The organism is Acidovorax sp. GW835-FHT14G06 (assembly GCF_058793595.1).
This window is the reverse complement of record NZ_JBXAGA010000002.1, coordinates 253,201-275,308: the sequence shown is the minus strand read 5'-3', so window position 1 is coordinate 275,308 and position 22,108 is coordinate 253,201. Positions and strand designations below refer to the sequence as shown.

At 64.9% G+C, this 22,108-nt stretch carries 16 protein-coding genes and 4 tRNA genes; 8 read left to right on the top strand and 12 right to left on the bottom strand.

Annotated features, from left to right (window positions below; all coding sequences use genetic code 11):
- The 10 genes from AC1Q64_RS03815 to AC1Q64_RS03770 all read right to left on the bottom strand — a co-directional run bounded on the left by AC1Q64_RS03815 (position 1) and on the right by AC1Q64_RS03770 (position 11,204).
- Positions 1–73 (bottom strand) — tRNA-Gly (locus tag AC1Q64_RS03815).
- A gap of 181 nt (positions 74–254) precedes the next feature.
- A tRNA-Cys gene (locus tag AC1Q64_RS03810) sits at positions 255–328 on the bottom strand.
- A gap of 58 nt (positions 329–386) precedes the next feature.
- Positions 387–462, bottom strand: a tRNA-Gly gene (locus AC1Q64_RS03805).
- 85 nt (positions 463–547) lie between these two features.
- The gene (gene lon / locus AC1Q64_RS03800) at positions 548–2,986 is read right to left on the bottom strand and encodes an endopeptidase La (RefSeq protein ID WP_492250525.1); all 2,439 of its coding nucleotides are present in this window, start codon (positions 2,984–2,986) and stop codon (positions 548–550) included.
- Positions 2,987–3,112: 126 nt separating this feature from the next.
- Positions 3,113–4,378: an ATP-dependent Clp protease ATP-binding subunit ClpX gene (gene clpX, locus AC1Q64_RS03795; protein ID WP_291438280.1), complete on the bottom strand. Its 1,266-nt coding sequence runs from the start codon at positions 4,376–4,378 to the stop codon at positions 3,113–3,115.
- Positions 4,379–4,480: 102 nt separating this feature from the next.
- A complete protein-coding gene (gene clpP, locus AC1Q64_RS03790) occupies positions 4,481–5,089 on the bottom strand; it encodes an ATP-dependent Clp endopeptidase proteolytic subunit ClpP (protein WP_015014885.1) in 609 nt (202 codons plus the stop codon).
- 134 nt (positions 5,090–5,223) lie between these two features.
- Positions 5,224–6,537, bottom strand: coding sequence for a trigger factor (tig, locus tag AC1Q64_RS03785; protein ID WP_056064489.1), 1,314 nt, complete (start codon positions 6,535–6,537; stop codon positions 5,224–5,226).
- Between the two features lie 75 nt (positions 6,538–6,612).
- Positions 6,613–6,699 (bottom strand) — tRNA-Leu (locus AC1Q64_RS03780).
- Positions 6,700–6,789: 90 nt separating this feature from the next.
- A complete protein-coding gene (locus AC1Q64_RS03775; protein ID WP_492250524.1) occupies positions 6,790–9,972 on the bottom strand; it encodes an efflux RND transporter permease subunit in 3,183 nt (1,060 codons plus the stop codon).
- 8 nt (positions 9,973–9,980) lie between these two features.
- On the bottom strand, positions 9,981–11,204 hold the full coding sequence (locus AC1Q64_RS03770; RefSeq protein ID WP_492250523.1) for an efflux RND transporter periplasmic adaptor subunit: 1,224 nt from the start codon (positions 11,202–11,204) through the stop codon (positions 9,981–9,983).
- A gap of 243 nt (positions 11,205–11,447) precedes the next feature.
- Between AC1Q64_RS03770 and hpnC the strand changes: the two genes are divergently transcribed.
- The 8 genes from hpnC to AC1Q64_RS03730 all read left to right on the top strand — a co-directional run bounded on the left by hpnC (position 11,448) and on the right by AC1Q64_RS03730 (position 20,877).
- The gene (gene hpnC / locus AC1Q64_RS03765; protein ID WP_492250522.1) at positions 11,448–12,356 is read left to right on the top strand and encodes a squalene synthase HpnC; all 909 of its coding nucleotides are present in this window, start codon (positions 11,448–11,450) and stop codon (positions 12,354–12,356) included.
- A gap of 303 nt (positions 12,357–12,659) precedes the next feature.
- The gene (locus tag AC1Q64_RS03760) at positions 12,660–14,069 is read left to right on the top strand and encodes an L-serine ammonia-lyase (RefSeq protein WP_492250521.1); all 1,410 of its coding nucleotides are present in this window, start codon (positions 12,660–12,662) and stop codon (positions 14,067–14,069) included.
- A 150-nt stretch (positions 14,070–14,219) separates the two neighbouring features.
- Positions 14,220–15,059, top strand: a complete 840-nt coding sequence (gene hpnD, locus AC1Q64_RS03755) for a presqualene diphosphate synthase HpnD (protein WP_492250520.1) — start codon at positions 14,220–14,222, stop codon at positions 15,057–15,059.
- Positions 15,060–15,066: 7 nt separating this feature from the next.
- Positions 15,067–16,407 carry a hydroxysqualene dehydroxylase HpnE gene (gene hpnE, locus AC1Q64_RS03750; RefSeq protein ID WP_492250519.1) on the top strand — a complete coding sequence of 447 codons (1,341 nt, stop codon included), beginning with the start codon at positions 15,067–15,069 and terminating at the stop codon, positions 16,405–16,407.
- Between the two features lie 153 nt (positions 16,408–16,560).
- Positions 16,561–17,571 (top strand): Bug family tripartite tricarboxylate transporter substrate binding protein, encoded by a 1,011-nt coding sequence (locus tag AC1Q64_RS03745; protein ID WP_291439212.1) that lies wholly within the window; start codon positions 16,561–16,563, stop codon positions 17,569–17,571.
- A 152-nt stretch (positions 17,572–17,723) separates the two neighbouring features.
- Positions 17,724–18,392 (top strand): response regulator, encoded by a 669-nt coding sequence (locus tag AC1Q64_RS03740; protein ID WP_492250518.1) that lies wholly within the window; start codon positions 17,724–17,726, stop codon positions 18,390–18,392.
- A 3-nt stretch (positions 18,393–18,395) separates the two neighbouring features.
- The gene (locus AC1Q64_RS03735) at positions 18,396–19,784 is read left to right on the top strand and encodes a sensor histidine kinase (RefSeq protein WP_492250517.1); all 1,389 of its coding nucleotides are present in this window, start codon (positions 18,396–18,398) and stop codon (positions 19,782–19,784) included.
- A gap of 43 nt (positions 19,785–19,827) precedes the next feature.
- Positions 19,828–20,877, top strand: coding sequence for a tripartite tricarboxylate transporter substrate-binding protein (locus AC1Q64_RS03730; RefSeq protein ID WP_492250516.1), 1,050 nt, complete (start codon positions 19,828–19,830; stop codon positions 20,875–20,877).
- 151 nt (positions 20,878–21,028) lie between these two features.
- On the opposite strand, the gene AC1Q64_RS03725 is transcribed toward AC1Q64_RS03730, so the two are convergent.
- Both AC1Q64_RS03725 and AC1Q64_RS03720 read right to left on the bottom strand, forming a co-directional pair.
- Positions 21,029–21,241: a DUF2788 domain-containing protein gene (locus tag AC1Q64_RS03725; RefSeq protein WP_291439220.1), complete on the bottom strand. Its 213-nt coding sequence runs from the start codon at positions 21,239–21,241 to the stop codon at positions 21,029–21,031.
- Positions 21,238–22,101 carry a DUF2189 domain-containing protein gene (locus tag AC1Q64_RS03720; protein ID WP_492250515.1) on the bottom strand — a complete coding sequence of 288 codons (864 nt, stop codon included), beginning with the start codon at positions 22,099–22,101 and terminating at the stop codon, positions 21,238–21,240. The genes AC1Q64_RS03725 and AC1Q64_RS03720 overlap by 4 nt, the downstream gene beginning before the upstream one ends.
- Between the last annotated feature and the right edge of the window lie 7 nt (positions 22,102–22,108).

Sequence of the window (22,108 nt, the reverse complement as noted above, 5' to 3'; positions counted from 1 at the left end):
AGCGGGAAAAGAGTCTCGAACTCTCGACCTCAACCTTGGCAAGGTTGCGCTCTACCAACTGAGCTATTCCCGCATTTTCTGATTTCTCTAACGTTTCCGTTAGTGCTTATCAGCAAGCCTCAAATTATATAACTATTTTTGACCGTATTCGATTGCAAGCCAAAAAATTTCCATCCAACCACCATCCATCGACACGATCCCTGCGAACGTCTCGGCCCAGAGGCTTTGATCGCTTCACTGCTGCAGACCATATCTGGAGGCGCGGTCCGGAGTCGAACCGGACTAACCGGATTTGCAATCCGGGGCATAACCGCTTTGCTACCGCGCCAGGAACTCTCATTCCTCTGACAAAAAAGGGAAGCAACTGCTTCCCTTTTTGTGGAAATTGGAGCGGGAAAAGAGTCTCGAACTCTCGACCTCAACCTTGGCAAGGTTGCGCTCTACCAACTGAGCTATTCCCGCATTTACCGAAGCCTTACATTGTACAACGTTTGCTGCGATGGAATGAATTGTAGCGCATTTTTTGGGAGTTCCCAAAAAAATTGCGTCAATGTTTCAATCCATCGGCCGTGGCGGACGACACCGCTGCCTTGTCCGTCGACACAGGCACCGCAGCAGCCACTGCAACCTCTTCATCCGTCAGCGGCACGGGCTTGCTCTCCAGCGCCACTTCCAGCACCTTGTCGATCCACCGCACGGGCACGATCTCCAGGCCGCTCTTCACGTTGTCCGGAATCTCGGCGAGGTCCTTCACATTCTCTTCAGGGATCAGCACGGTCTTGATGCCACCGCGCAATGCGGCCAGCAGCTTTTCCTTGAGGCCACCAATGGCCGTCACCTCGCCACGCAGCGTGATCTCGCCTGTCATGGCTACATCGCCGCGCACAGGGATACCCGTGAGCGCAGAAACAAACGCGGTAGTCATCGCAGCCCCCGCGCTGGGGCCGTCCTTGGGGGTGGCACCGTCTGGCACGTGAATGTGGATGTCGCGCTTTTCGAACGTTTCATCCTTGATACCCAGCATGCGCGCTCGGCTGCGTACCACCGTACGGGCAGCCTCCACGGATTCCTTCATCACATCACCCAGCGAACCCGTGCGCGTAATCACACCCTTGCCCGGCATGATGGCCGCCTCGATGGTCAACAGATCTCCACCCACCTCGGTCCAGGCCAAGCCTACTACCTGCCCCACCTGGTTTTGCAGCTCCGCACGGCCATAGGTGTACTTGCGCACGCCCAAAAAGTCCGGCAGGTTGTCAGCCGTGACCACCACCTGCGGCTCCAGTTTCTTGAGCTGCAGGCCCTTGACCACCTTGCGGCAAATTTTGGACAGCTCGCGCTCGAGCGAACGCACACCCGCTTCACGGGTGTAGTAACGCACCATGTCGCGCACTGCAGGCTCGGTGATGAGCAGTTCTTCGTCCTTCACACCATTGTTCTTGAGCTGCTTGGGCAGCAAGTACTTCATGGCGATGCTGGTTTTCTCGTCTTCGGTGTAGCCCGACAGGCGAATCACTTCCATGCGGTCAAGCAGTGCCGGCGGAATGTTCATCGAATTCGATGTGGCGACGAACATCACATCGCTCAGGTCGAAGTCCACCTCGACGTAGTGGTCGCCAAAGGTGTGGTTCTGCTCGGGGTCCAGCACCTCCAACAGAGCGCTCGACGGATCGCCCCGGAAGTCAGTACCCAGCTTGTCGATCTCGTCCAGCAGGAACAGCGGATTGCGCGTGCCCACCTTGGACAGGCTCTGCAGCACCTTGCCCGGCAGCGCACCGATGTAGGTGCGGCGATGCCCGCGGATCTCGGCCTCGTCGCGCATGCCGCCCAGGGCCATGCGCACGTACTTGCGGCCGGTGGCCTTGGCGATCGATTGCCCCAGCGAGGTCTTGCCCACGCCAGGAGGGCCCACCAGGCACAGGATAGGCGCTTTCACCTTGTCCACGCGCTGCTGTACCGCGAGGTATTCAAGGATGCGGTCCTTGACCTTGTCGAGGCCGTAGTGGTCTTCGTTGAGGACGCCCTCGGCGTTGACCAGGTCGTGCTTGATCTTGGTCTTCTTGCTCCACGGCAGAGCGGTCAGCACGTCAATGTAGTTGCGCACCACCGTCGCTTCGGCCGACATGGGCGACATCAGCTTGAGCTTTTTGAGTTCGGCCTCGGCCTTCTTGCGCGCCTCGGCCGGCATCTTGGCCAACTTGATCTTTTTCTCGATCTCTTCGATGTCTGCGCCTTCGTCGCCCTCGCCCAATTCCTTCTGGATGGCCTTGACTTGCTCGTTCAGATAGAAGTCACGCTGGTTCTTCTCCATCTGGCGCTTGACGCGGCCACGGATTTTCTTGTCCACGTTGAGGATGTCCACCTCGCGGTCAAGCTGCTCGAACAGGTTTTCGAGGCGCGCCTTCACATCCGAAAGATCCAGCACCACCTGCTTGTTCTCGAGCTTGAGGGGCAAGTGCGCGGCGATGGTGTCCGCCAGACGACCTGGGTCGTCAATGCTGGAGATGGAAGTCAAAATTTCCGGCGGGATCTTCTTGTTGAGTTTGACGTACTGGTCAAACTGCTGCATCACCGCGCGGCGCAGGGCCTCGATTTCGCTGGGCTTGTTGGCTTCGGGGGTCGCCTCCACCGGCGTCACGGTGGCCATGAAATGCGTCTCCGCATCTTCAATGGAAGCTACCAGGGCGCGCTGCTGGCCTTCCACGAGCACCTTCACGGTGCCGTCGGGCAGCTTGAGCATCTGCAAGATGGTGGAGACACATCCCACATCGAACATGTCGGCCACCGAGGGCTCATCCTTGGCAGCGGCTTTTTGGGCCACCAGCATGATGCGGCGGTCGGCCTCCATGGCCATCTCAAGGGCCTTGATGCTCTTGGTGCGGCCCACGAAAAGCGGGATCACCATGTGAGGGAATACCACCACATCGCGCAAAGGCAAGAGCGGCAGATCAATAGGGGTGGCTGGCAGGGGGGTATGTCCGGACATGGAAATCCTCAAAGTACTCTGTGGAAGTGGGTCCACATGTGGGGATTTTCAACCCTTGCACGCAGCCGTACTGGCGCAAGGGTTGATGGTTCAAAGGGCGACAACAAGGCGCCCGCTCCGGTCTTCTCAGGCCTTTTTGGCCGCTTCGCGGTATACAAGCAGCGGCGGCTTGTTTTCTTCGATGGTGGATTCATCTACCACCACCTTCTCGACGTTGCTGGTATTGGGCAGGTCGAACATCGTACCGATCAGCGATTGCTCCAGGATCGAACGCAGGCCGCGAGCGCCTGTCTTGCGGGCCAGCGCCTTGCGGGCAATGGCTTTCAGGGCAGCGGGGCGGATTTCGAGGTCCACGCCTTCCATGGCCAGGAGCTTGCTGTACTGCTTGACCAGCGCGTTCTTCGGCTCAGTCAGGATCTCCACCAACGCATCTTCACTCAGTTCAGCCAGTGCCGTCACGACGGGCATCCGGCCCACCAGTTCAGGAATCAGGCCGAACTTGATCAGGTCTTCGGGTTCGATTTCGGTGAACACCTCGGTCAGCGACCGCTGCTTCTTGCTCTTGACCGATGCGCCAAAGCCGATGCCCGAGGCCTCGGTGCGGTTCTCGATGACCTTCTCCAGCCCTGCAAACGCACCACCACAGATGAACAGGATGTTGGTCGTGTCGATCTGCAAAAAGTCCTGGTTCGGATGCTTGCGACCACCTTGTGGCGGCACGCTGGCCATGGTGCCTTCGATGAGCTTGAGCAGCGCCTGCTGCACGCCCTCACCAGACACATCGCGAGTGATGCTCGGGTTGTCCGACTTGCGCGAGATCTTGTCGATCTCATCAATGTAGACGATGCCTCGCTGGGCACGCTCGACTTCGTAGTTGCAGCTTTGCAGCAGCTTCTGGACGATATTTTCCACGTCCTCGCCCACATAGCCAGCCTCGGTCAGCGTGGTGGCATCGGCCATCACAAAGGGCACGTCCAGCATGCGCGCCAGGGTCTGGGCCAAAAGCGTCTTGCCCGAACCCGTGGGACCGATCAGCAGGATGTTGCTCTTGGACAGTTCCACGTCGTCCTTGTGGGCCTTGTCCTTGTGGCGCAGGCGCTTGTAGTGGTTGTACACCGCCACCGCCAACGTGCGCTTGGCCACGTCCTGGCCAATCACGTAGTTGTCGAGGTTGGCCTTGATCTCGACCGGCGTGGGCAGGTCGCTGCGGCCTTCTCGGGCCAGGTCACCGGCCGGCAGTTCGTCGCGGATGATCTCGTTGCACAGGTCAATGCACTCGTCGCAGATAAAGACCGACGGACCGGCGATCAGCTTCTTCACTTCATGCTGGCTTTTGCCGCAAAAAGAGCAGTAAAGGGTTTTTTCGCTGGAAGAGCCTTTTTTCTCGGCCATGGGGGCAATGCCTTGCTTGTTTCGGAAAGTTGTCGGGATGATAACCAAATAAAAAACGGCGTCTTCCCCTCGGGAAAACGCCGCTTCGTCGCCCTCAGGCGATCAGGCGCGTTGGCTGATCACCTGATCGACCAGACCATAGTCCTTGGCTTCGTCGGCCGAGAGGAAATAGTCACGCTCGGTGTCGCGCTGGATCTTCTCCAGCGGCTGTCCGGTGCGCTCGGCGAGGATCTTGTTAAGCTGTTCGCGGGTCTTGAGGATCTCGCGGGCGTGAATCTCGATCTCGGTGGCTTGGCCTTGCATGCCGCCCAATGGCTGATGGATCATGACTTTGGAGTTGGGCAGCGCAAAACGCTTGCCCTTGGCGCCCGCCGCCAGCAGGAATGCACCCATGCTGGCCGCCATGCCGGTGCACAGGGTCGAGACATCGGGCTTGATGAAGTTCATAGTGTCAAAAATCGCCATGCCGGCGCTCACCGAACCGCCGGGCGAGTTGATGTAGAACGAAATGTCCTTATCGGGGTTTTCGCTCTCCAGGAACAGCAGCTGCGCCACCACGAGGTTGGCAGTCTGGTCATTGACCGGACCCACCAGAAAAATCACGCGTTCCTTGAGCAGGCGCGAGTAGATGTCATAGGACCGTTCGCCACGGCCCGACTGCTCGATGACCATGGGGACCATGCCCAGGCCTTGTGTTTCCAATGCGCTCATGTATTTCTCCAGTCAAGCAGGTACTGTACCCAGAAATGAATTGGGGCTTGTGCACGAAAGCACAAGCCCCTGGTGTGTCTTGACAACCAGAACCGGGCAGTTGCACGAGGCAGACCACCCAACCCGAGGGCCTATCAGCCCTGCTGCGCCATCAGGTCGTCGAAGGAGATAGCCTTCTCGACCACCTTGGCCTTGGACAGTACGAATTCGGTCACGTTGTTTTCGATGACAACGGCTTCGACTTCGGCCAGGCGCTGACGGTCACCGAAGTACCAACGCACCACGTCTTCGGGCTTCTCGTAGCTGGCGGCCAGCTCGTCGATGTGGGCCTTGAGCTGCTCGGGCTTGGCCTGCAGCTCATTGGCGCGCACCAGCTCGGCCAGCACCAGGCCCAGGCGCACACGGCGCTCGGCCTGGGGACGGAACACGTCTTCAGGGATCTCGGCCTTGTCGGCGTCCTTGATGCCACGTTGCTTGAGTTCGGCGCGGGCACCTTCCATCAGGCGGGCAATTTCAGCCTGGATGCTGGAATTGGGCAGGTCCAACTCGGCCTTGGACACCAGGGCGTCCATCACGGCAGCCTTGTTGCGGGCCAGCAAGCGGAACTTGACTTCGCGCTCCAGGTTCTTCTTGATGTCGGCGCGCAGGCCATCCACGGAACCGTCGGCAATGCCCAGCGACTTGGCCAGAGCGTCATTCACTTCGGGCAGGTGGGCCGCTTCGATCTTCTTGATGGTCACCAGGAAGTCGGCGGTCTTGCCAGCGACGTCCTTGCCGTGGTATTCGGCAGGGAAAGCCAGGGGGAAAGTCTTGCTTTCGCCGGACTTCATGCCACGCACCGCGTCTTCAAATTCCTTGAGCATCTGGCCTTCGCCAACCAGGAACTGGAAGTCTTCGGCCTTGCCGCCGTCAAAGGGTTCGCCATCGATCTTACCTTCGAAGTCCACGGTCACGCGGTCACCGTCTTGGGCAGCGGCGTCAATGGCGCGCTGGGCGAAGCTGCGGCGCTGCTTGCGCAGGATGTCGATGGTCTTGTCGATGGCGCTGTCCGTCACTTCAGACGAGAGCTTTTCGACTTCGGCGTCCGACAGGTCAGCAATCTTGACTTCGGGGAACACTTCGAAGATGGCGTCAAAAGTCACCTGGCCTTCAGGGGCGCCTTCTTTTTCAGTGATGCGGGGCTGGCCGGCAACACGCAGGTTGGCTTCATTGGCAGCCACGGCAAAGGCCTCACCCACCTTGTCGTTCAGCACTTCGTACTGCACCGAGTAGCCGTAACGCTGGGCCACCACGTTCATGGGCACCTTGCCGGGACGGAAACCGTCCATCTTGACCGTGCGGGCAAGGCGCTTGAGGCGCGTGTCCACTTCGGACTGGATCAGGGTGACGGGCACGCTCAGCGTGATCTTGCGCTCGAGCTTCTCAAGGGTTTCAACAGTAACGGCCATGGCTATTCCTCTTATGAATGTGGATCGTGCTGGCTGCAGCGCAGCAGCGCCGTGTTCCGCAAAGTCTCACATGGGTGGTGCGCGGGGGGGGACTCGAACCCCCACACCATTGCTGGCGTCAGGACCTAAACCTGGTGCGTCTACCAATTTCGCCACCCGCGCGGTTCTACAAACAAACAGGCGGCAACCTCAGCTGCCGCCTGTGTGAAATCGGTCAACCTTCTATTTTACCTGATGCGGACGCCCTGTCGGTCAAGCAGCACCAGGAACCTCTGGCGCAGGTCGTTTGACACGGAACCAGGCCGCATACATTGCAGGCAGCGCCAGCAGCGTCAGCACCGTGGCCACCACCAGCCCGCCCATGATGGCAACGGCCATCGGGCCCCAGAACACGCTGCGCGACAGCGGGATCATGGCCAGCACGGCGGCAGCGGCGGTGAGCACGATGGGGCGCAGACGGCGCACGGCCGATTCCACAATGGCATCCCAGGCGGGCACGCCCCGGGCGCGGTCCTGCTCGATCTGGTCGATCAGGATCACCGAATTGCGCTGGATCATGCCCATGAGCGCAATCACCCCCAGCAGCGCCACAAAGCCAAAGGGGCGGTTGAGCAGCAGCAGCGCCGCCGCTACTCCCGCCAGGCCCAGCGGCCCAGTCAGGAACACCAGCATCGCCCGGCTGAAGCTGTGAAGTTGCAGCATGAGCAAGGTGAAGGTGATGAACAGCATGATGGGGATGCCCGCCGCGATCGAGGCCGATCCCTTGGAGCTTTCCTCCACAGCGCCCGCCACTTCGATGCGGTAGCCCGTCTGCCCCGCCGAGCGCCACTTGGCCTCGATCTCCTTCAGTGCCGGCTGCAGCGCTGCCGTCACCGTGGCGCCCTGCAGGCCCTCGGTCACATCGCCTTGCACGGTGATGGCGTAGTCGCGGTTTTCGCGCCACATCACGCCCGGCTCCCAGGTGAACACGGGCTTGGCGATCTGTGTGAGCGGGATCGACTTGCCAGAGGCCGTGGGCAGGTAGGCATTGGCAATGTCGGTGATGGCGTTGCGCTCATCCAGCGGCTGGCGCAGCAGGATGTCGATGAGTTTGTCGCCCTCGCGGTACTGGCCCACCTGCGTGCCCGACAGGATGGTCTTGGACGCCTGCGCGATGGACTGGCTGGTCACCCCCAGGGCGCGCGCCTTGGCCTGGTCCACCTCCAGGCGCAACACCTTCACGGACTCGTTCCAGTTGTCGTTCACGCCGCGCATGTTGGGGTTCTGGCGCAGCTGGGCCTTGACCTCGTCCGCACGCTCACGCAGCACCAGCGGGTCGGGGCCCACCACGCGGAACTGCACGGGGTACGGCACCGGCGGGCCGTTGGGCAGCAGCTTGACGCGCCCACGCACTTCCGGGAACTCCTGCGCCAGCAGCGCGGGCAACTTCACGCGCAGCGATTCACGAATCTTCAGGTCCTGTGGCACCACAATGAACTGCGATACGTTGCTCTGCGGGAACACCTGGTCCAGCGGCAGATAGAACCGTGGCACGCCAGAGCCCACCCAGGTGCTCACCGTGTTCACGCCTGGCTCGGACAGCAGTCGCTGCTCCACGCGCTTGGTGACGGCCTCGTTGCCTGCGAACGATGTGCCTTCGGGGAACCAGATGTCCACAAGGATCTCGGGCCGACTGGAATCAGGGAAGAACTGCTGCTGCACCTTGCCCATGCCCACGATGCCCAGCGCAAACGTCAGCACCGTGGCGCCAATGGTGATCCAGCGGTGCTCCACGCACCAGTTCACCAGACGGCGGAAGGCCGTGTAGAACGGGCTGTCGAACACTTCGTGCGGGTCGTCCGTGACGCCCTTGTTGGCCTGGGCGGCCAGCACATGGGGCGGCACCTTGAGCAGCAGCGTGCCCAGGTACGGCACAAAGTACACCGACACGATCCAGCTCAGTACCAGCGCAATCACCGTCACGGCGAAGATGGCAAAGGTGTATTCGCCCGTCACCGACTTAGCGATGCCAATGGGCAGAAAGCCGGCTGCGGTGATCAACGTGCCCGTCAGCATCGGCATGGCCGTGATCTCGTAGGCAAACGTGGCGGCACGCACCTTGTCGTAGCCCTCTTCGAGCTTCAGCACCATCATCTCCACCGCAATGATGGCGTCGTCCACCAGCAGCCCCAACGCGATGATGAGCGAGCCCAGAGAAATCTTGTGCAGGCCGATACCCCAGTACCACATGGCCAGAAAGGTCACCGCCAGCACCAGCGGGATGGTGATACCCACCACCAGCCCCGGGCGCGGGTCGATGTACCAGCGCTTCCACAAGGGCTGGTTGCCGGGACGCTTGTGCAGACCCAGGCTGATGAAGCTCACGGCCAGCACGATGACCACGGCTTCGATCAGCACCTTGACGAACTCATTCACCGAGGTGGACACCGCCTTGGGCTGGTCTTGCACGTTGACCAGCTTCACCCCCGCCGGCAGCGTGCCAGCGATGCGGTCGGTGGTGGTGTGCAGGGCCTTGCCCAGCGCAATGATGTCGCCACCCTTGGCCATGGAGACACCCAGCGCAATCACCTCGCGCCCCTGGTGGCGCACCTTCACGCCCGGTGGGTCCACATAGCCGCGCTGCACTTCGGCGATATCGCCCAGCCGCAGCTGCGCGCCTGACGGGCCACGGATCGGCATCGCGCGCAGGTCCTCGATGGCGTTGAACTGGCCTTGCACGCGCACCTGCACCTGGTCTTGCGGGGTCTGGATGGCGCCAGCACTCTCCACGGCGTTTTGCTGGCCCAGCTGGGCCAGCACCTGGTTCATGTCCAGGCCCAGTTGCGACAGGCGCTTTTGCGAGATTTCGATGAACAGCTTCTCGTCCTGCACGCCAAACAACTCGACCTTGGCCACATCGGGCACACGCAGCAGCTGCTGGCGAGCGTCGTCGGCAAATTGTTTGAGCTCGGCGTAGCTGAAGCCCTCGGACTCCAGCGCATAGATCACGCCATACACATCCCCAAAGTCGTCATTGAAGAACGGGCCCTGGATGCCCTGCGGCAAGGTGTACCGCATGTCGCCCACCTTCTTGCGCACGCTGTACCAGACGTTGGCGACCTCGCTCGCCTTGGACGAGTCCTTGATCTGGAAAATGATCTGCGACTCACCGGGCTTCGAATAACTGCGGATCTTGTCCGCATAGGGCACCTCTTGCAGCGTGCGCTCGATCTTGTCGGTGACCTGCTCGGCCACCTGCTGCGCCGTGGCGCCGGGCCAATACGTGCGCACCACCATAGCGCGGAAGGTGAAGGGCGGGTCCTCGTCCTGCCCCAGCTGGAAGTAGGCGGCAAAGCCCAGAAGCATCAGCACCACCATCAGGTAGCGCGTGAGGGCGGGATGGTCGAGCGCCCATTTGGAGAGGTTGAACCCCTCTTTGGGTTGGATTTGCGTCATGGCAGGCCTCAGTTGGCGGCAGACGCCGTGGCGGTGGCGGGTGCGGCGGGAGCCACAGAAGCTGATGGCACCGCAGGCATCGCTACAGTTTCAGGAGCTGTCTGCGCTTTATTCACCGGCGCTTGCGCCACTTTGGGCTGATATACCATCACTTTTTGGCCTGGGGACAGCACATGCACGCCGGTAGCCACCACCTGCATACCGGGGGTCAGGCCTGCAGCCACCACGGCGTCGTTGCCGTCGGCCGTGGCAATCTGCACCACCTGCGACTTGACGGTGCTGGTCGCAGGGTCGTACACCCACACGGCGGTGGACTGGCCCTCCTGCCGCAGGGCGCTGGTGGGCAGCTTGATAGCGGCAATGCCTGCGTGGCTCAGTGCCTTGGGCGTGGCGTACACGGTGGCGCCCAGCGCTGGGGCGTCCGCAGCGTCAATGGCCACCTTGACCTGGAAGGTGCGCGTGGCAGCGTCGGCGCTGGCAGCCACCTCGCGAACGCGGCCCGTCAGGGTCGCTCCGCCAGACCAGCCGCGCACGGCCACCTCGGAGCCCGTCGTGATCTGGGCCACCTTGTCCTCGGGCACGGCAAACACCACGTCGCGCGGGCCATCCTGCGCAATGCGCACCACCGGCGCGCCGGCCGACACCACCTGTCCCGGCTCCGCGTCGATGCCCGTCACCACGCCCGACACGTCGGCCACCAGCGTGGTGTAGGCCGCCTGGTTGCCCTGCGACGACAGCTGCGCGCGCGCCTGGTCCAGCGTGGCCTGCGCCGCCTTGAGCGTGGCCTCGCGGCGTTCCAGCTCGGCACCGCTGATGAAGTTCTGGTCCTTGAGCGCCTGGTAGCGCTTGAGGTCTGCCGCCGCCAGATCACGCTGCGTGGTGGCCGATGCCAGTTGCGCACGCGCTGCATCAGCCGCCAGCTGGTAGTCCTTGGGGTCCAGTTGCGCCAGCACCTGCCCTGCTTTCACGCGCTGACCCAGCTCAGCCTGGCGCTGCACGATCTTGCCCGCCACGCGAAAACCGAGGCGCGACTCCACCCGCGCACGCACCTCGCCCGAATACTCCAGGCTGGACTGCAGCGTACCCACGCCCACCGTGAGCAGCTTGACGGAGCGCACCGGCTCCTCGGGCGGTGCGGGACGCGAACAGGCGGCCAGCACGGTAGCGGTGGCCAGCACCAGCAAAAACCTGGAATGCCGTGAAGAGGGCCGCAGGGCGGAGGATGTGCGCATGGGAAATCCGGTGAATAAAGAGGGGGCCACAAGGATCAACAAGCAAAACGCAGGCCGGAACGCCCGCGCAGCGACGGTACACCAGGCGCCGACTGACAAGCCACCCGCAGTTGCGCAGGCAGCGTATGAACGGACCCAGGGGCCAGCCGCCTTGTCCCCCATTGGATTGGCTCTTATGATTACTGACTGACCGGTTAGTAATCTATGAGAAGCCCTTGGCATTGTCAAGCGACAATCCGGGGTGTGAACGACCGTCCCAGCCCCTCCCCCCATCCCGACGCAGCGTCCACGCCACAGCCCACCGCGACTGAGGCGGTGGCGCCACCTGTCACCCACTACGAAAACTTCCCCGTCGCGTCGCTGCTGTGCCCGCCCCACCTGCGCCAGCCGATTACCGCCATCTACGGTTTTGCGCGCACGGCAGACGACATTGCCGACGAAGGCGATGCCCTGCCCGCCGCCCGGCTGGCAGACCTGGCGGCCTACCTGGCCGATCTGCGCGCGATTGCCCAGGGCCAGGCGCCCTCGCCCCGCTGGGCCAGCGTGTTTTTGCCGCTGCAAGGCGTGTTGCGCAGCCACCAGCTGCCCGTGCCGCTGCTCGAAGACCTGCTCAGCGCCTTTGCCCAGGACGTCGAGAAAACCCGTGACGGCGAGGGCTACGCCGACCGCGACGAGCTGCTGGACTACTGCCGCCGCTCGGCCAACCCCGTGGGCCGGCTGCTGCTGCACCTGTATGGCGTGCACGACGCCGAGGCGCTGCGCCAGAGCGACGCCATCTGCACGGCGCTGCAGCTCATCAACTTCTGGCAGGACCTGTCCGTGGACATTCCCCGGGGCCGCCACTATCTGCCGCGCTCCGACTGCGTAGCGTATGGCGCCTGCCAGTCCGAGCTGCTGGCGCTGCAAAGCAACCGCGAAAACGCCCGCCTGATTGCCGACTGCGCCCACTGGGCGCGCACCACCATGCAAAGCGGCGCCCCCTTGGTGCACCGCCTGCCCGGCCGCGCCGGCTGGGAACTGCGGCTGGTGGTGCAAGGCGGCCTGCGCATCCTCGACAAGGTCGAGGCCCTCAAAGGAGGCAGCCTGCACACCCGGCCCAAGCTCCATGGGTGGGACTGGTGCGTGATGCTGGGCCGCGCGCTGGTGATGTAAGAAAGATTCATGGGCAGCAAGGCGGGCTCACACAATGGCCTGCCAACGCAGCACGCAGTGCCAAATCGGCCTGTAGCGCATGATTCATATGCGCTAATAGCTACTTAATTGATAGCGAATTATTGGGATGCCTCTCGCCCTTGACCCGGCAGGGGCAGGGATTGCGAGCATGCCCCGGCCACCGCACCCGGTTAGCCTCGCGGCCACCGTGGCAGGGCGGCGGCCAACACCCCACCATGCCGGCCCGTGCCCGCGCGCCACAAGCGCTGCGGCACTCTCCCGAACCAACCGGTGCTACCCACCATGTCTGTCAGCGTTTTCGACCTCTTCAAGATCGGCATCGGGCCGTCCAGCTCCCACACCGTGGGGCCCATGATTGCCGCCCGGCAGTTTGCCTGCCATGTGCGCGACACCGTCGGCCTGGCCGCCGTGCACCAAGTGACGGTGGAGCTGTTCGGCTCCCTCTCGGCCACCGGTGTGGGCCATGGCACTGACCGCGCCGTGCTGCTGGGTCTGGCCGGGCATGAGCCAGACCATATCGACCCCGACCAGATCGACCCCACCATCGCGCAGATCCGCCAGAGCGGCACGCTGGCATTGCTGGGCGAGCACGCCGTGCCGTTTGTCGAAAAAGACCACCTGCTGTTTCGCCGCAAAAGCCTGCCGCTGCACCCCAACGGCATGACGTTCCACGCGCACGACGCGCGGGGGCAGACGATTGCGCAACGCGACTATTACTCGGTGGGCGGCGGCTTTGTGGTCGATGCGGCGGGCCAGCGCGTGCTCAACACGCCCGCCAGCGCCGGCGCCGATACCGCAGGCCATGGCAAGGGCCTGCCACACCCGTTCCGCACCGGGGCCGAGCTGCTGGCGCAGTGCCGCACTACGGGCCTGAGCATGGCCCAGCTCATGGCCGCCAACGAACAGCACTGGCGCAGCCCGGCCGAGGTGCGGCGCCAGCTGTTGGCCATCTGGCAGACCATGGCAGGCGCCGTGCAGCGCGGCTGCGCCAGCACCGGCACCCTGCCCGGCCCCATGCATGTGCGCCGCCGCGCCGCCGAGCTGCACAAGAACCTCAGCCGCTCGCCCGAGGCTGCCCTGCGCGACCCACTCTCCATGCTGGACTGGGTGAACCTGTACGCCATGGCCGTGAACGAAGAAAACGCCGCTGGCGGCCGCGTGGTGACGGCGCCCACCAACGGTGCGGCAGGCGTGATCCCGGCCGTGCTGCACTACTACGTCAACTTTCTGCAGGGCCCCATCCCGGCCAACGACGACGGCATTGCCACTTTTTTGCTCACCGCAGGCGCCATCGGCATCATCTACAAGGAGAACGCATCGCTCTCCGGCGCCGAGGTGGGCTGCCAGGGCGAAGTGGGCGTGGCCTGCTCCATGGCCGCTGGCGCACTGGCCGCCGTGATGGGCGGCACACCCGAGCAGGTCGAGAACGCGGCCGAGATCGGCATGGAACACAACCTGGGCATGACCTGCGACCCCGTGGGCGGGCTGGTGCAGATCCCGTGCATCGAACGCAACGCCATGGGCGCCATCAAGGCCATCAACGCTGCCCGCATGGCGCTGCGCGGCGACGGGCAGCACGTGGTCTCGCTCGACAAGGTCATCAAGACCATGATGCAGACCGGCGCGGACATGAAGGTCAAGTACAAGGAAACATCGCGCGGCGGGCTGGCGGTGAATGTGGTCGAATGCTGAGCCTGGCCGCCTGAACGCCTTGTAGCGTCAACGCTTTATCGCTATCTATTGAATAGCAACAAAGCCATGCTGCACTAGCGCATCAGCGCCAAAACGCCTCAAACCCCGCCACGCCGCCCGCATTGGTGCGCCATGGGACAATCTCGCCCCATGACACCGCAGCAGTACGTACAGCAAAAAGCCGTGGCCTCGGGCAGCAGCTTCTATTACGCCTTTCTCTTTCTGCCCGCGCCGCGTCGCGCGGCCATCACGGCGTTTTATGCGTTCTGCCGTGAGGTGGACGATGTGGTCGATGAAGTGAGCGACCCCGGCGTGGCCCGCACCAAGCTGGCCTGGTGGCAGGCTGAAGTGACCAAGGCGTACGCAGGCCAGCCCACACACCCGGTGATGCTGGCGCTGATGCCGCTGGCGGCCGACTACGGCATCGAACAGCGCCACCTGCAGGCCGTGATCGACGGCTGCCAGATGGACCTGGAGCAGACCCGCTACCTGGACTTTGCAGGCCTCAAGGGCTACTGCCACCTCGTGGCGGGCATCGTGGGCGAAGTCGCCGCGCGCATCTTCGGCCAGACCGACCCGCGCACCACCGAATACGCCCACCGGCTGGGCCTGGCGTTCCAGCTCACCAACATCATCCGCGACGTGGGCGAAGACGCCATGCTGGGCCGCATCTACCTGCCCGTCAGCGAGCTGCAGCAGTTCGACGTGAAGGCGCACGAGATCCTCAAACGCCAGTACTCCGACCGGTTTACCGCGCTGATGCGTTTTCAGGCCGAGCGCGCGCACAAACTGTACGACGAGGCCTTTGCCCTGTTGCCCGATGCGGACCGCCGTACCCAAAAGCCCGGCCTGATGATGGCCAGCATCTACCGCACCCTGCTGCGCGAGATCGAGCACGAAAACTTCCAGGTGCTGCACCAGCGCATCCGCCTCACGCCGCTGCGCAAGTTCTGGCTGGCCTGGAAGATGCAGGCCCTGGGCAGGATGTAGCCGCAGCGTGGCACCGCAAAAAGTCGCCGTCATCGGGGCTGGCTGGGCCGGCATGGCTGCGGCCATCGCCCACCGGCAGGCGGGCCGCCAGGTCACCGTGTTCGAGGCCGCGCGCACCGTGGGTGGCCGCGCCCGCGCCGTGCCGGGTACGCGGCCCGACGGCACGGCGGCCACGCTGGACAACGGCCAGCACATCCTCATTGGTGCCTACACCGAGAGCCTGCGCCTGATGCGACTGGTGGGCGTGGACCCCAACACCATGCTGCTGCGCCTGCCGCTGACCCTGCAGTTTCCCGATGGCCAAGGCCTGCAACTGCCCGACCTGCCCCCGCCGTTCGATGCGCTGCTGGGCATCGTGCGTGCCAAAGGCTGGGGCTGGCAAGACAAGATCGCCCTGCTGCGCACGGCCACCGCCTGGCAGTTGCGCGGCTTTCGCTGCGCGCCCCACACCTCGGTGGCAGACCTGTGCGCCCCGCTCACACCCCGGCTGATGGCCGAGTTCATCGACCCGCTGTGCGTGTCGGCGCTGAACACCCCGGCACGCGAGGCCAGCGGCCAGGTGTTTTTGCGGGTGCTGCAGGACAGCCTGTTCAGCGGGCGCGGCGGCTCCAACCTGCTGCTGCCACGCACCGACCTGGGCGCGCTGTTCCCCGAGGCTGCGGTGCGCTGGCTGGCGCAGCAAGGCGGCCAGGTGGTCACCGGCCAACGCATCCAGCGGCTCGTGCCCCTGGCCAGCGGGCGCTGGCAATTGGTGGGGACTGTGGGTAACGTCGGTACAGCGCAAGGGGCAGAAGCAACCGAGTCCTTCGACCACATCACCCTGGCCTGCCCCTCGTGGGAGGCCGCGCGGCTGGTCGAGGGTCTTGCCAGCACGGCGGGCCTAGCCGCTGCCGCCCGCTGGGGCGCCACCGCCAACGGCTTGCGGTTTGAGGCCATCACCACCGTTTACGCCCACGCCAGCGGCGCGCGCTTGCCCCTGCCCATGCTGGCGCTGCGCAACACGGCAGAGCACCCGGCGCAGTTCGTGTTCGACCGAGGCCAGCTCGATGGCCAGCAGGGGTTGCTGGCCTTTGTGGTGAGCGCCAGCGACGGCGACCGGGCGCTCATCGAGCAGCAGGTGCTGCAGCAGGCTGCCGCACAGCTGGGCCTGCCGGGCCTGCGACCCGTGCAGACCGTGGTCGAAAAGCGTGCCACGTTTGCGTGCACCCCGGGCCTGCAGCGGCCCACCATGCAAGTGCTGCCGGGGCTGACGGCCTGCGGCGACTATGTGGAGGGCCCCTACCCGGCGACGCTGGAAGGCGCAGTGCTCAGCGGCACCGCCGTGGCCGCCTGCGCGGCAGCGGGCTGACCCCACGCAACCGGGGGCCAGCAGGCCACCCCCGGGTAACTACCAAGCCCGCTGACAGCATTCCGAAAGCCCGGCCCGGGCACCATGGCGCCACACGCACACCACATGCGCGCTGCCCGCCTTACGGCCTTTTGTTTTGACGGAGACACTCCCATGCTTTCACACGAACTCCCCGCCCTCTGGTCCCCCACCCGCCGCCATCTGCTGGGAGCCAGTGGTGCACTGGCCCTGGGCGGCCTGCTGCCCGCCGGTGCTTCGGCACAGGCGGCCTGGCCGTCCAAGTCGGTGCGGTTTGTGGTGCCGTTCGCACCGGGCGGCAGCTCGGAGATCGTGGCCCGCTCCACCGCTGCCGAGCTGGGCAAGACGCTGGGCCAGAGCGTGTATGTGGACAACAAGCCCGGCGCCGCAGGCAACATTGCCATGGGTGAAGTGGCCCGCTCTGACGACCAGCACACACTGATCCTGGGCCACATCGGCACGCTGGCCGTCAACCCCTTCATCTTCGACAAGCTGCCTTACGACGCCAACAAGGACTTCAAGCCCGTGAGCCTGCTGGCCAAGGTGCCCAGCCTGTATGTGGTGCACCCCGACGTGCCTGCCAAGAACCTCAAGGAGTTCATTGCCTACGCTAAGAAGAACCCGGCCAAGCTCAGCTATGGCTCGGCAGGCAACGGCAGCGCAGGCCACCTGGCGTTTGAATACCTCAAGATGACCGCCGAGATCTTCATGCTGCACGTGCCCTACCGCGGCACCGGCCCCATGATGACCGACCTGCTCTCGGGCCGTCTTGATGCCGCTGCTGTGGGCGCTGCAGCCCTGCTGCCCTTCATCAAGGCCGGCAAGGTGCGCTGCATCGCCACCGGCTCTGCCAAGCGCCTGCCCCAGTTGCCCGACGTGGCCACGGTGGCCGAACAGGGCTTCCCGGGCTTTGAGATGACGCAGTGGTACGGCATGCTGGCGCCCGCCAACCTGGCCCCGGCCAACCTCGAAAAACTGGCGGCCGAGACCGCCAAGGCCGTCAAGGCCCCCGGCTCGTTGGAGCGCCTGAACGCGGACGCGGCAGAGGCCATCGGCGGAACGCCCGCGCAGTTTGCGCAGTTCATCGCGTCCGAACAGGAGCGCTGGAAGAAGGTGCTGCTGCGCGCGAAGGTGAAGCCAGACTAAGAAGCCCCCTGAGCCGCTTCGCGTCTTCCCCCCAGGAGGACGCCACCGGTGGCCTGGCAAAGCCAGTTCCACGGTGGCTCTGGCTTGGGCCTCGCCAGTTGCAAACCCCTGGAACGCAAAGAAATAGCAGCGAACGGCATTAGCATCCCTCCATGCGCATCCTCCTGGCCGAAGACGACCACAACCTGGGCACCTGGCTCAGCCGCGCGCTGGAGCATGCAGGCATCCAGGTCGAATGGGTGAACGATGGGCGCCTGGCAGACCGCGCGCTGCAGCAGCACGACAACTACGACGCACTGGTCCTGGACCTGGGCCTGCCAGGGCTGGACGGCCAGGCCGTGCTGCAGCGACTGCGCGACCGCGACCAGCGCCTGCCCGCACTGATCCTCACGGCACGCGACTCGCTGGACGAACGCGTGCGCTCGCTCAACGCGGGGGCCGACGACTTTCTGGCCAAGCCGTTCGAACTGGCAGAACTGGAAGCGCGGCTGCACGCCCTGGTGCGCCGCGCGCGCGGCAACGAGCACCCACGCCAGGCCTGTGGTGCGCTGGTGTATGACAAAGCCCGCAAGCAGTTCACGCTGCAGGGCGAGTCCCTGGCCCTGTCGCCGCGCGAACATGCCGTACTGCGCGTGCTGGTGCAACGCAGTGGCGAGCCGTTTTCCAAGCAGCAGATCCTGGACCGCGTGTTCACCGAAGATGACGACGTGCACCCTGAAGCCGTGGAGGTGTTCGTACACCGCCTGCGCAAGCGGCTCGATGGCAGCGGTGTGCGCATCACCACGCTGCGCGGCCTGGGCTACGCGCTGGAAGCAGACTGAACCATGGGCATGACCCAGCGCCTGCGCCGCGCCAGCCTGTGGCGGCTGCTGGCCATGCTGTTGCTGCCGCTGCTGACGGTGGTGACCGGCGTGGAGCTGTGGATGACCCGGCACGATGCGCTGGAGGCCGCCAACGCGGCCTACGACCGTTCACTGCTCGGCGCGCTCAAGTCCATCGACGCCAACATCTCCACCGCCTCGGGCGGCCTGTCTGCCGAGCTGCCTTACAGCATGCTCGAATTTTTTGAACTCACGGCCAGTGGTAACGTGTACTTTCGCGTGGCGTCGTCCGACGGGCTGGTGGAGCTGGGCAATGCCGACCTGCCCCTGCCCGCCGGCCCGCTGGAGCCTGGCGTGCCACGTTTTTATGACGCCACCTACTTTGGCGAATCCGTGCGGCTGGCGGCCTACCGACGCGCGCTGGACCGTGCAGAGCCCGCATCCACCGTGCTGGTGCAGGTGGCCGAAAGCACCCGGTCGCGGCAGGACTTCACCGACCGCTTTGTGCGCCGCGCGGTGCAGCGCGATGCGCTGGTGCTGGCCCTGATGGTGCTTGGCACCGCAGCGCTTCTAGCCGTGGCGCTGCGCCCGCTGGCGAGGCTGGCGCGCGAGGTGCAGGCCCGCAGTGGCGACGACATGACCCCGCTGGCATCCAACGACCTGCCCGCAGACATCCGCCCGCTGGTGGACGCGGTCAACCAGCAGATGGCGCGCACGCAAGATCTGGTGGCACAGCAACGGCAGTTTTTGGACGATGCCTCGCACCAGCTGCGCACCCACCTCACCACGCTGCAGATGCAGATCGACTACGCACGCCGCGAGGGCGACACCACGCAGGTGCAGCACACGCTGGCAGCCATCGGAGGCGAGATCGCCCGCGCCACGCGCAGCACCCAGCAGCTGCTGGCACTGGGCCGCAGCGACACAGCGGCGGTGGAGCTGACTCCATTCGACCTGGCCGCGCTGCTGCGCACGGTGGCGCTGGAGCTGCTGCCCCAGGCGCGCGCCAGGCAGATCGACTTTGGCATCCAAACACCCCCCGCTGGCATCGAGGCCGTGGGCGACAGCGGCCTGCTGCGCGAGGCTTTGACCAATCTGGCGGCGAACGCCATCGCCTACACCCCGGCCAAGGGCACCGTCACTGTGTCGGCAGCCAGTGACGGCCTGGGCTGGAGCATCAGCGTGGAGGACAACGGCCCCGGTCTGCCCGCCGAGGAGCGCGACGCACTAGGCCAGCGCTACCGGCGCGGCTCGCAGGCCACAGCGGGCGGGTCGGGCCTGGGGCTGGCGATTGCGCGGTCGATTGCCGAGCGGCATCGCGGCAGCCTGCGCCTGCAGGCGCGCGCCGAAGGGCCAGGGCTTCTGGCGATACTCTGGTGGCCCCGCGCCTGACACAGCCCGCTCAACCACTGAACCACTGAACGCTCGACACCCCATGCCGCAGCCCTTGCCCGCCACGGACCGCCCGCTGACCGCGCCTTGCAGCCGCCGCCAGCTGCTGCAGACGCTCGCGGCCGCCGCCAGCGCTGGCGCGGGCCTGGCGCCCCTCCCGGCAGCGGCCGACGCATCCCGCGAACCGGCAGAATGCATTGCGCCTTCACGCCCCGGCGGCGGATTTGACCTGACCTGTGGTCTGGCCTCACAGGCGCTGCAGGCCGTACGCCCTGGCCGCACGCCGATGCGCACCCGCTACCTGCCCGGAGGCATTGGTGCGGTCGCGTTTGATCAGGTGGCCACGGGCCGCCTGGGGGGGGCCGGCACCCTGGTGGCGTTCTCCAGCGGCTCACTGCTCAACATGGCGCAGGGCCGTTTCGGCCCGCATTCAGTCGACGCAGTGCGCTGGATCGCGACGCTGGGCAATGACTACGGCGTGGTGGCCGTGCACCGCGACGCCCCGCACCAGCGCTTGCAGGACGTGGTGGCCGCGCTGCAAAAGGACTCGGCCCGCGTTGTGTTTGGCGCCGGTGGCACGCTGGGCAGCCAGGACTGGGTCAAGGCCGCCCTGCTGGTCCGCGCGGCCGGGCAAGACCACAAGCGCATGCGTTTTGTGTCGTTCGAAGGCGGCGGCGAAGCACTCAAGGCGCTGGGTGGCAGACACATCGACATCTTTACCGGCGACGCTGCTGAGGCCACCAAGGCCGCTGCCGAAGGTCTGCCGCTGCGCATCCTGGCGGTGCTGGCCCCCGCTCGGCTGACCGGTGCACTGGCCGCTTTGCCCACGGCACGCGAACAGGGCATCGACCTGCTGTGGACCACCGTGCGCGGCCTCTACATGGCCGCCAGCGTGCCCGATGCCGACGCCCACGCCTGGACGACCGCCCTGCAGGAAGCCCAGGCAGCGCCTGGCTACGCGGCCCTGTGCGCCCGCCATGGGCTGTACCCCTTCGCGCTGAGCGGCGCGGCGCTGGATGACTATGTGCAGCGCAGCCTGGCCGACTACCGCCGCCTGGCGCAGGAGCTGGGGCTGCGGTCCTGGCCGCGTTGAAGCACCATGCCCTACACAGGTTTCAATAGGTCATGAGCAGCCGTCGCAAAGCTGCCACGGCTCCGCTCAAACAGCCTTTCGTAGCTTTTGGTATCGCAAAAATGCACGGCCAAAGCAGCACTACCGCCTTTTGGGGACGGGTTAGGTACCGTTACCGCTCCATCCACCACTGAATCACCACCTTGGCCAGGAACCCCAGAAACCCCACGCCCAGGCCCAGGAAAATCACGAACGTGCCAAAGCGCCCCGCCTTGGATTCCCACGCCAGCTGCCCGATGATGAACAGCATGTAGGCGATGAACGCCCCCACCCCGTAGGTGAGGAAGAAGCCCGAGATCTGCGCCTCGGTAAATCCAAAAATCACGATATCCCTCCAGGCCGGCGCACAGGGGTCGCCGGTACACCAGGGGCCACCATGTCACGCTCGGGCAGGCTGGATGCATCCACCAGGTCGCGGTATGCGTGCCAACTGGCGTGGCCCAGCATGGGCATCACAGCGATCAGGCCCAGCAGCAGGGAACCCAGGCCCAACAAGGTAAAGCCCAGGATGATCGCTGCCCAGAACGCCATCGGCAGCGGGTTGGTGATGACCGCCTGCCAGCCGGTGAGCACCGCCTGCAGCAGCGTGGCGCGGCGGTCCAGCAGCAGCGGCATGGCCACCACGCTGGACGCAAAAATGGGCGCGGCCATCAGGCTGCCCAGCGCCAGCCAGATTTCAAACAACCAGCCGTCACGCGCCATGACCACGTGGCGCAAAAAGTCGAGCGGTGTCTCGATAGGCACGGGCGCCAGCAGCGTGATGAGCGCCGCCGAGGTCATGACCCAGCCCGAGGCGGCCAGCGCCAGCAGGGCCCCGAACTGCAGCATGCACCAGTAGTCGCTGCCCCATTTGTTCACATGGCTGTTCTGCCAGTTGAGCCAGGTCTTGAGCACCACGCCCAGGTTGGCTGCTTCGCCACGCTCTAGCGCGCGGCTCAGCGCATACAGGCTAGTGGCAAGCACTGGCGCCACCACCAGAAAGCCCGACAGAGCCCCCGCCAGCAACCAGAAGCGGTGGTGCGCCACCGCAAAGATGGCGGCTCCAAACAGTGTGAGCGCCAGGCCATGCGCAAAACTGATCCAGCCCGCCCGCGCCATGTCGCGCCAGGCCAGCACCAGCCAGGTCATGGGCTGCATCATGCCGATGGTGCGGATGGCGGGTAACGGGGGGGGAGTACGGGGCATGGTGGGA

Coding starts and splice junctions, on each gene's coding strand:
- AC1Q64_RS03720 (WP_492250515.1), bottom strand. CDS start 22,101: ATGCCCCGTACTCCCCCCCCGTTACCCGCCATCCGCACCATCGGCATG.
- clpP (WP_015014885.1), bottom strand. CDS start 5,089: ATGAGCGCATTGGAAACACAAGGCCTGGGCATGGTCCCCATGGTCATC.
- AC1Q64_RS03745 (WP_291439212.1), top strand. CDS start 16,561: ATGCTTTCACACGAACTCCCCGCCCTCTGGTCCCCCACCCGCCGCCAT.
- AC1Q64_RS03735 (WP_492250517.1), top strand. CDS start 18,396: ATGGGCATGACCCAGCGCCTGCGCCGCGCCAGCCTGTGGCGGCTGCTG.
- clpX (WP_291438280.1), bottom strand. CDS start 4,378: ATGGCCGAGAAAAAAGGCTCTTCCAGCGAAAAAACCCTTTACTGCTCT.
- AC1Q64_RS03760 (WP_492250521.1), top strand. CDS start 12,660: ATGTCTGTCAGCGTTTTCGACCTCTTCAAGATCGGCATCGGGCCGTCC.
- AC1Q64_RS03740 (WP_492250518.1), top strand. CDS start 17,724: ATGCGCATCCTCCTGGCCGAAGACGACCACAACCTGGGCACCTGGCTC.
- AC1Q64_RS03730 (WP_492250516.1), top strand. CDS start 19,828: ATGCCGCAGCCCTTGCCCGCCACGGACCGCCCGCTGACCGCGCCTTGC.
- hpnD (WP_492250520.1), top strand. CDS start 14,220: ATGACACCGCAGCAGTACGTACAGCAAAAAGCCGTGGCCTCGGGCAGC.
- tig (WP_056064489.1), bottom strand. CDS start 6,537: ATGGCCGTTACTGTTGAAACCCTTGAGAAGCTCGAGCGCAAGATCACG.
- AC1Q64_RS03775 (WP_492250524.1), bottom strand. CDS start 9,972: ATGACGCAAATCCAACCCAAAGAGGGGTTCAACCTCTCCAAATGGGCG.
- lon (WP_492250525.1), bottom strand. CDS start 2,986: ATGTCCGGACATACCCCCCTGCCAGCCACCCCTATTGATCTGCCGCTC.
- AC1Q64_RS03770 (WP_492250523.1), bottom strand. CDS start 11,204: ATGCGCACATCCTCCGCCCTGCGGCCCTCTTCACGGCATTCCAGGTTT.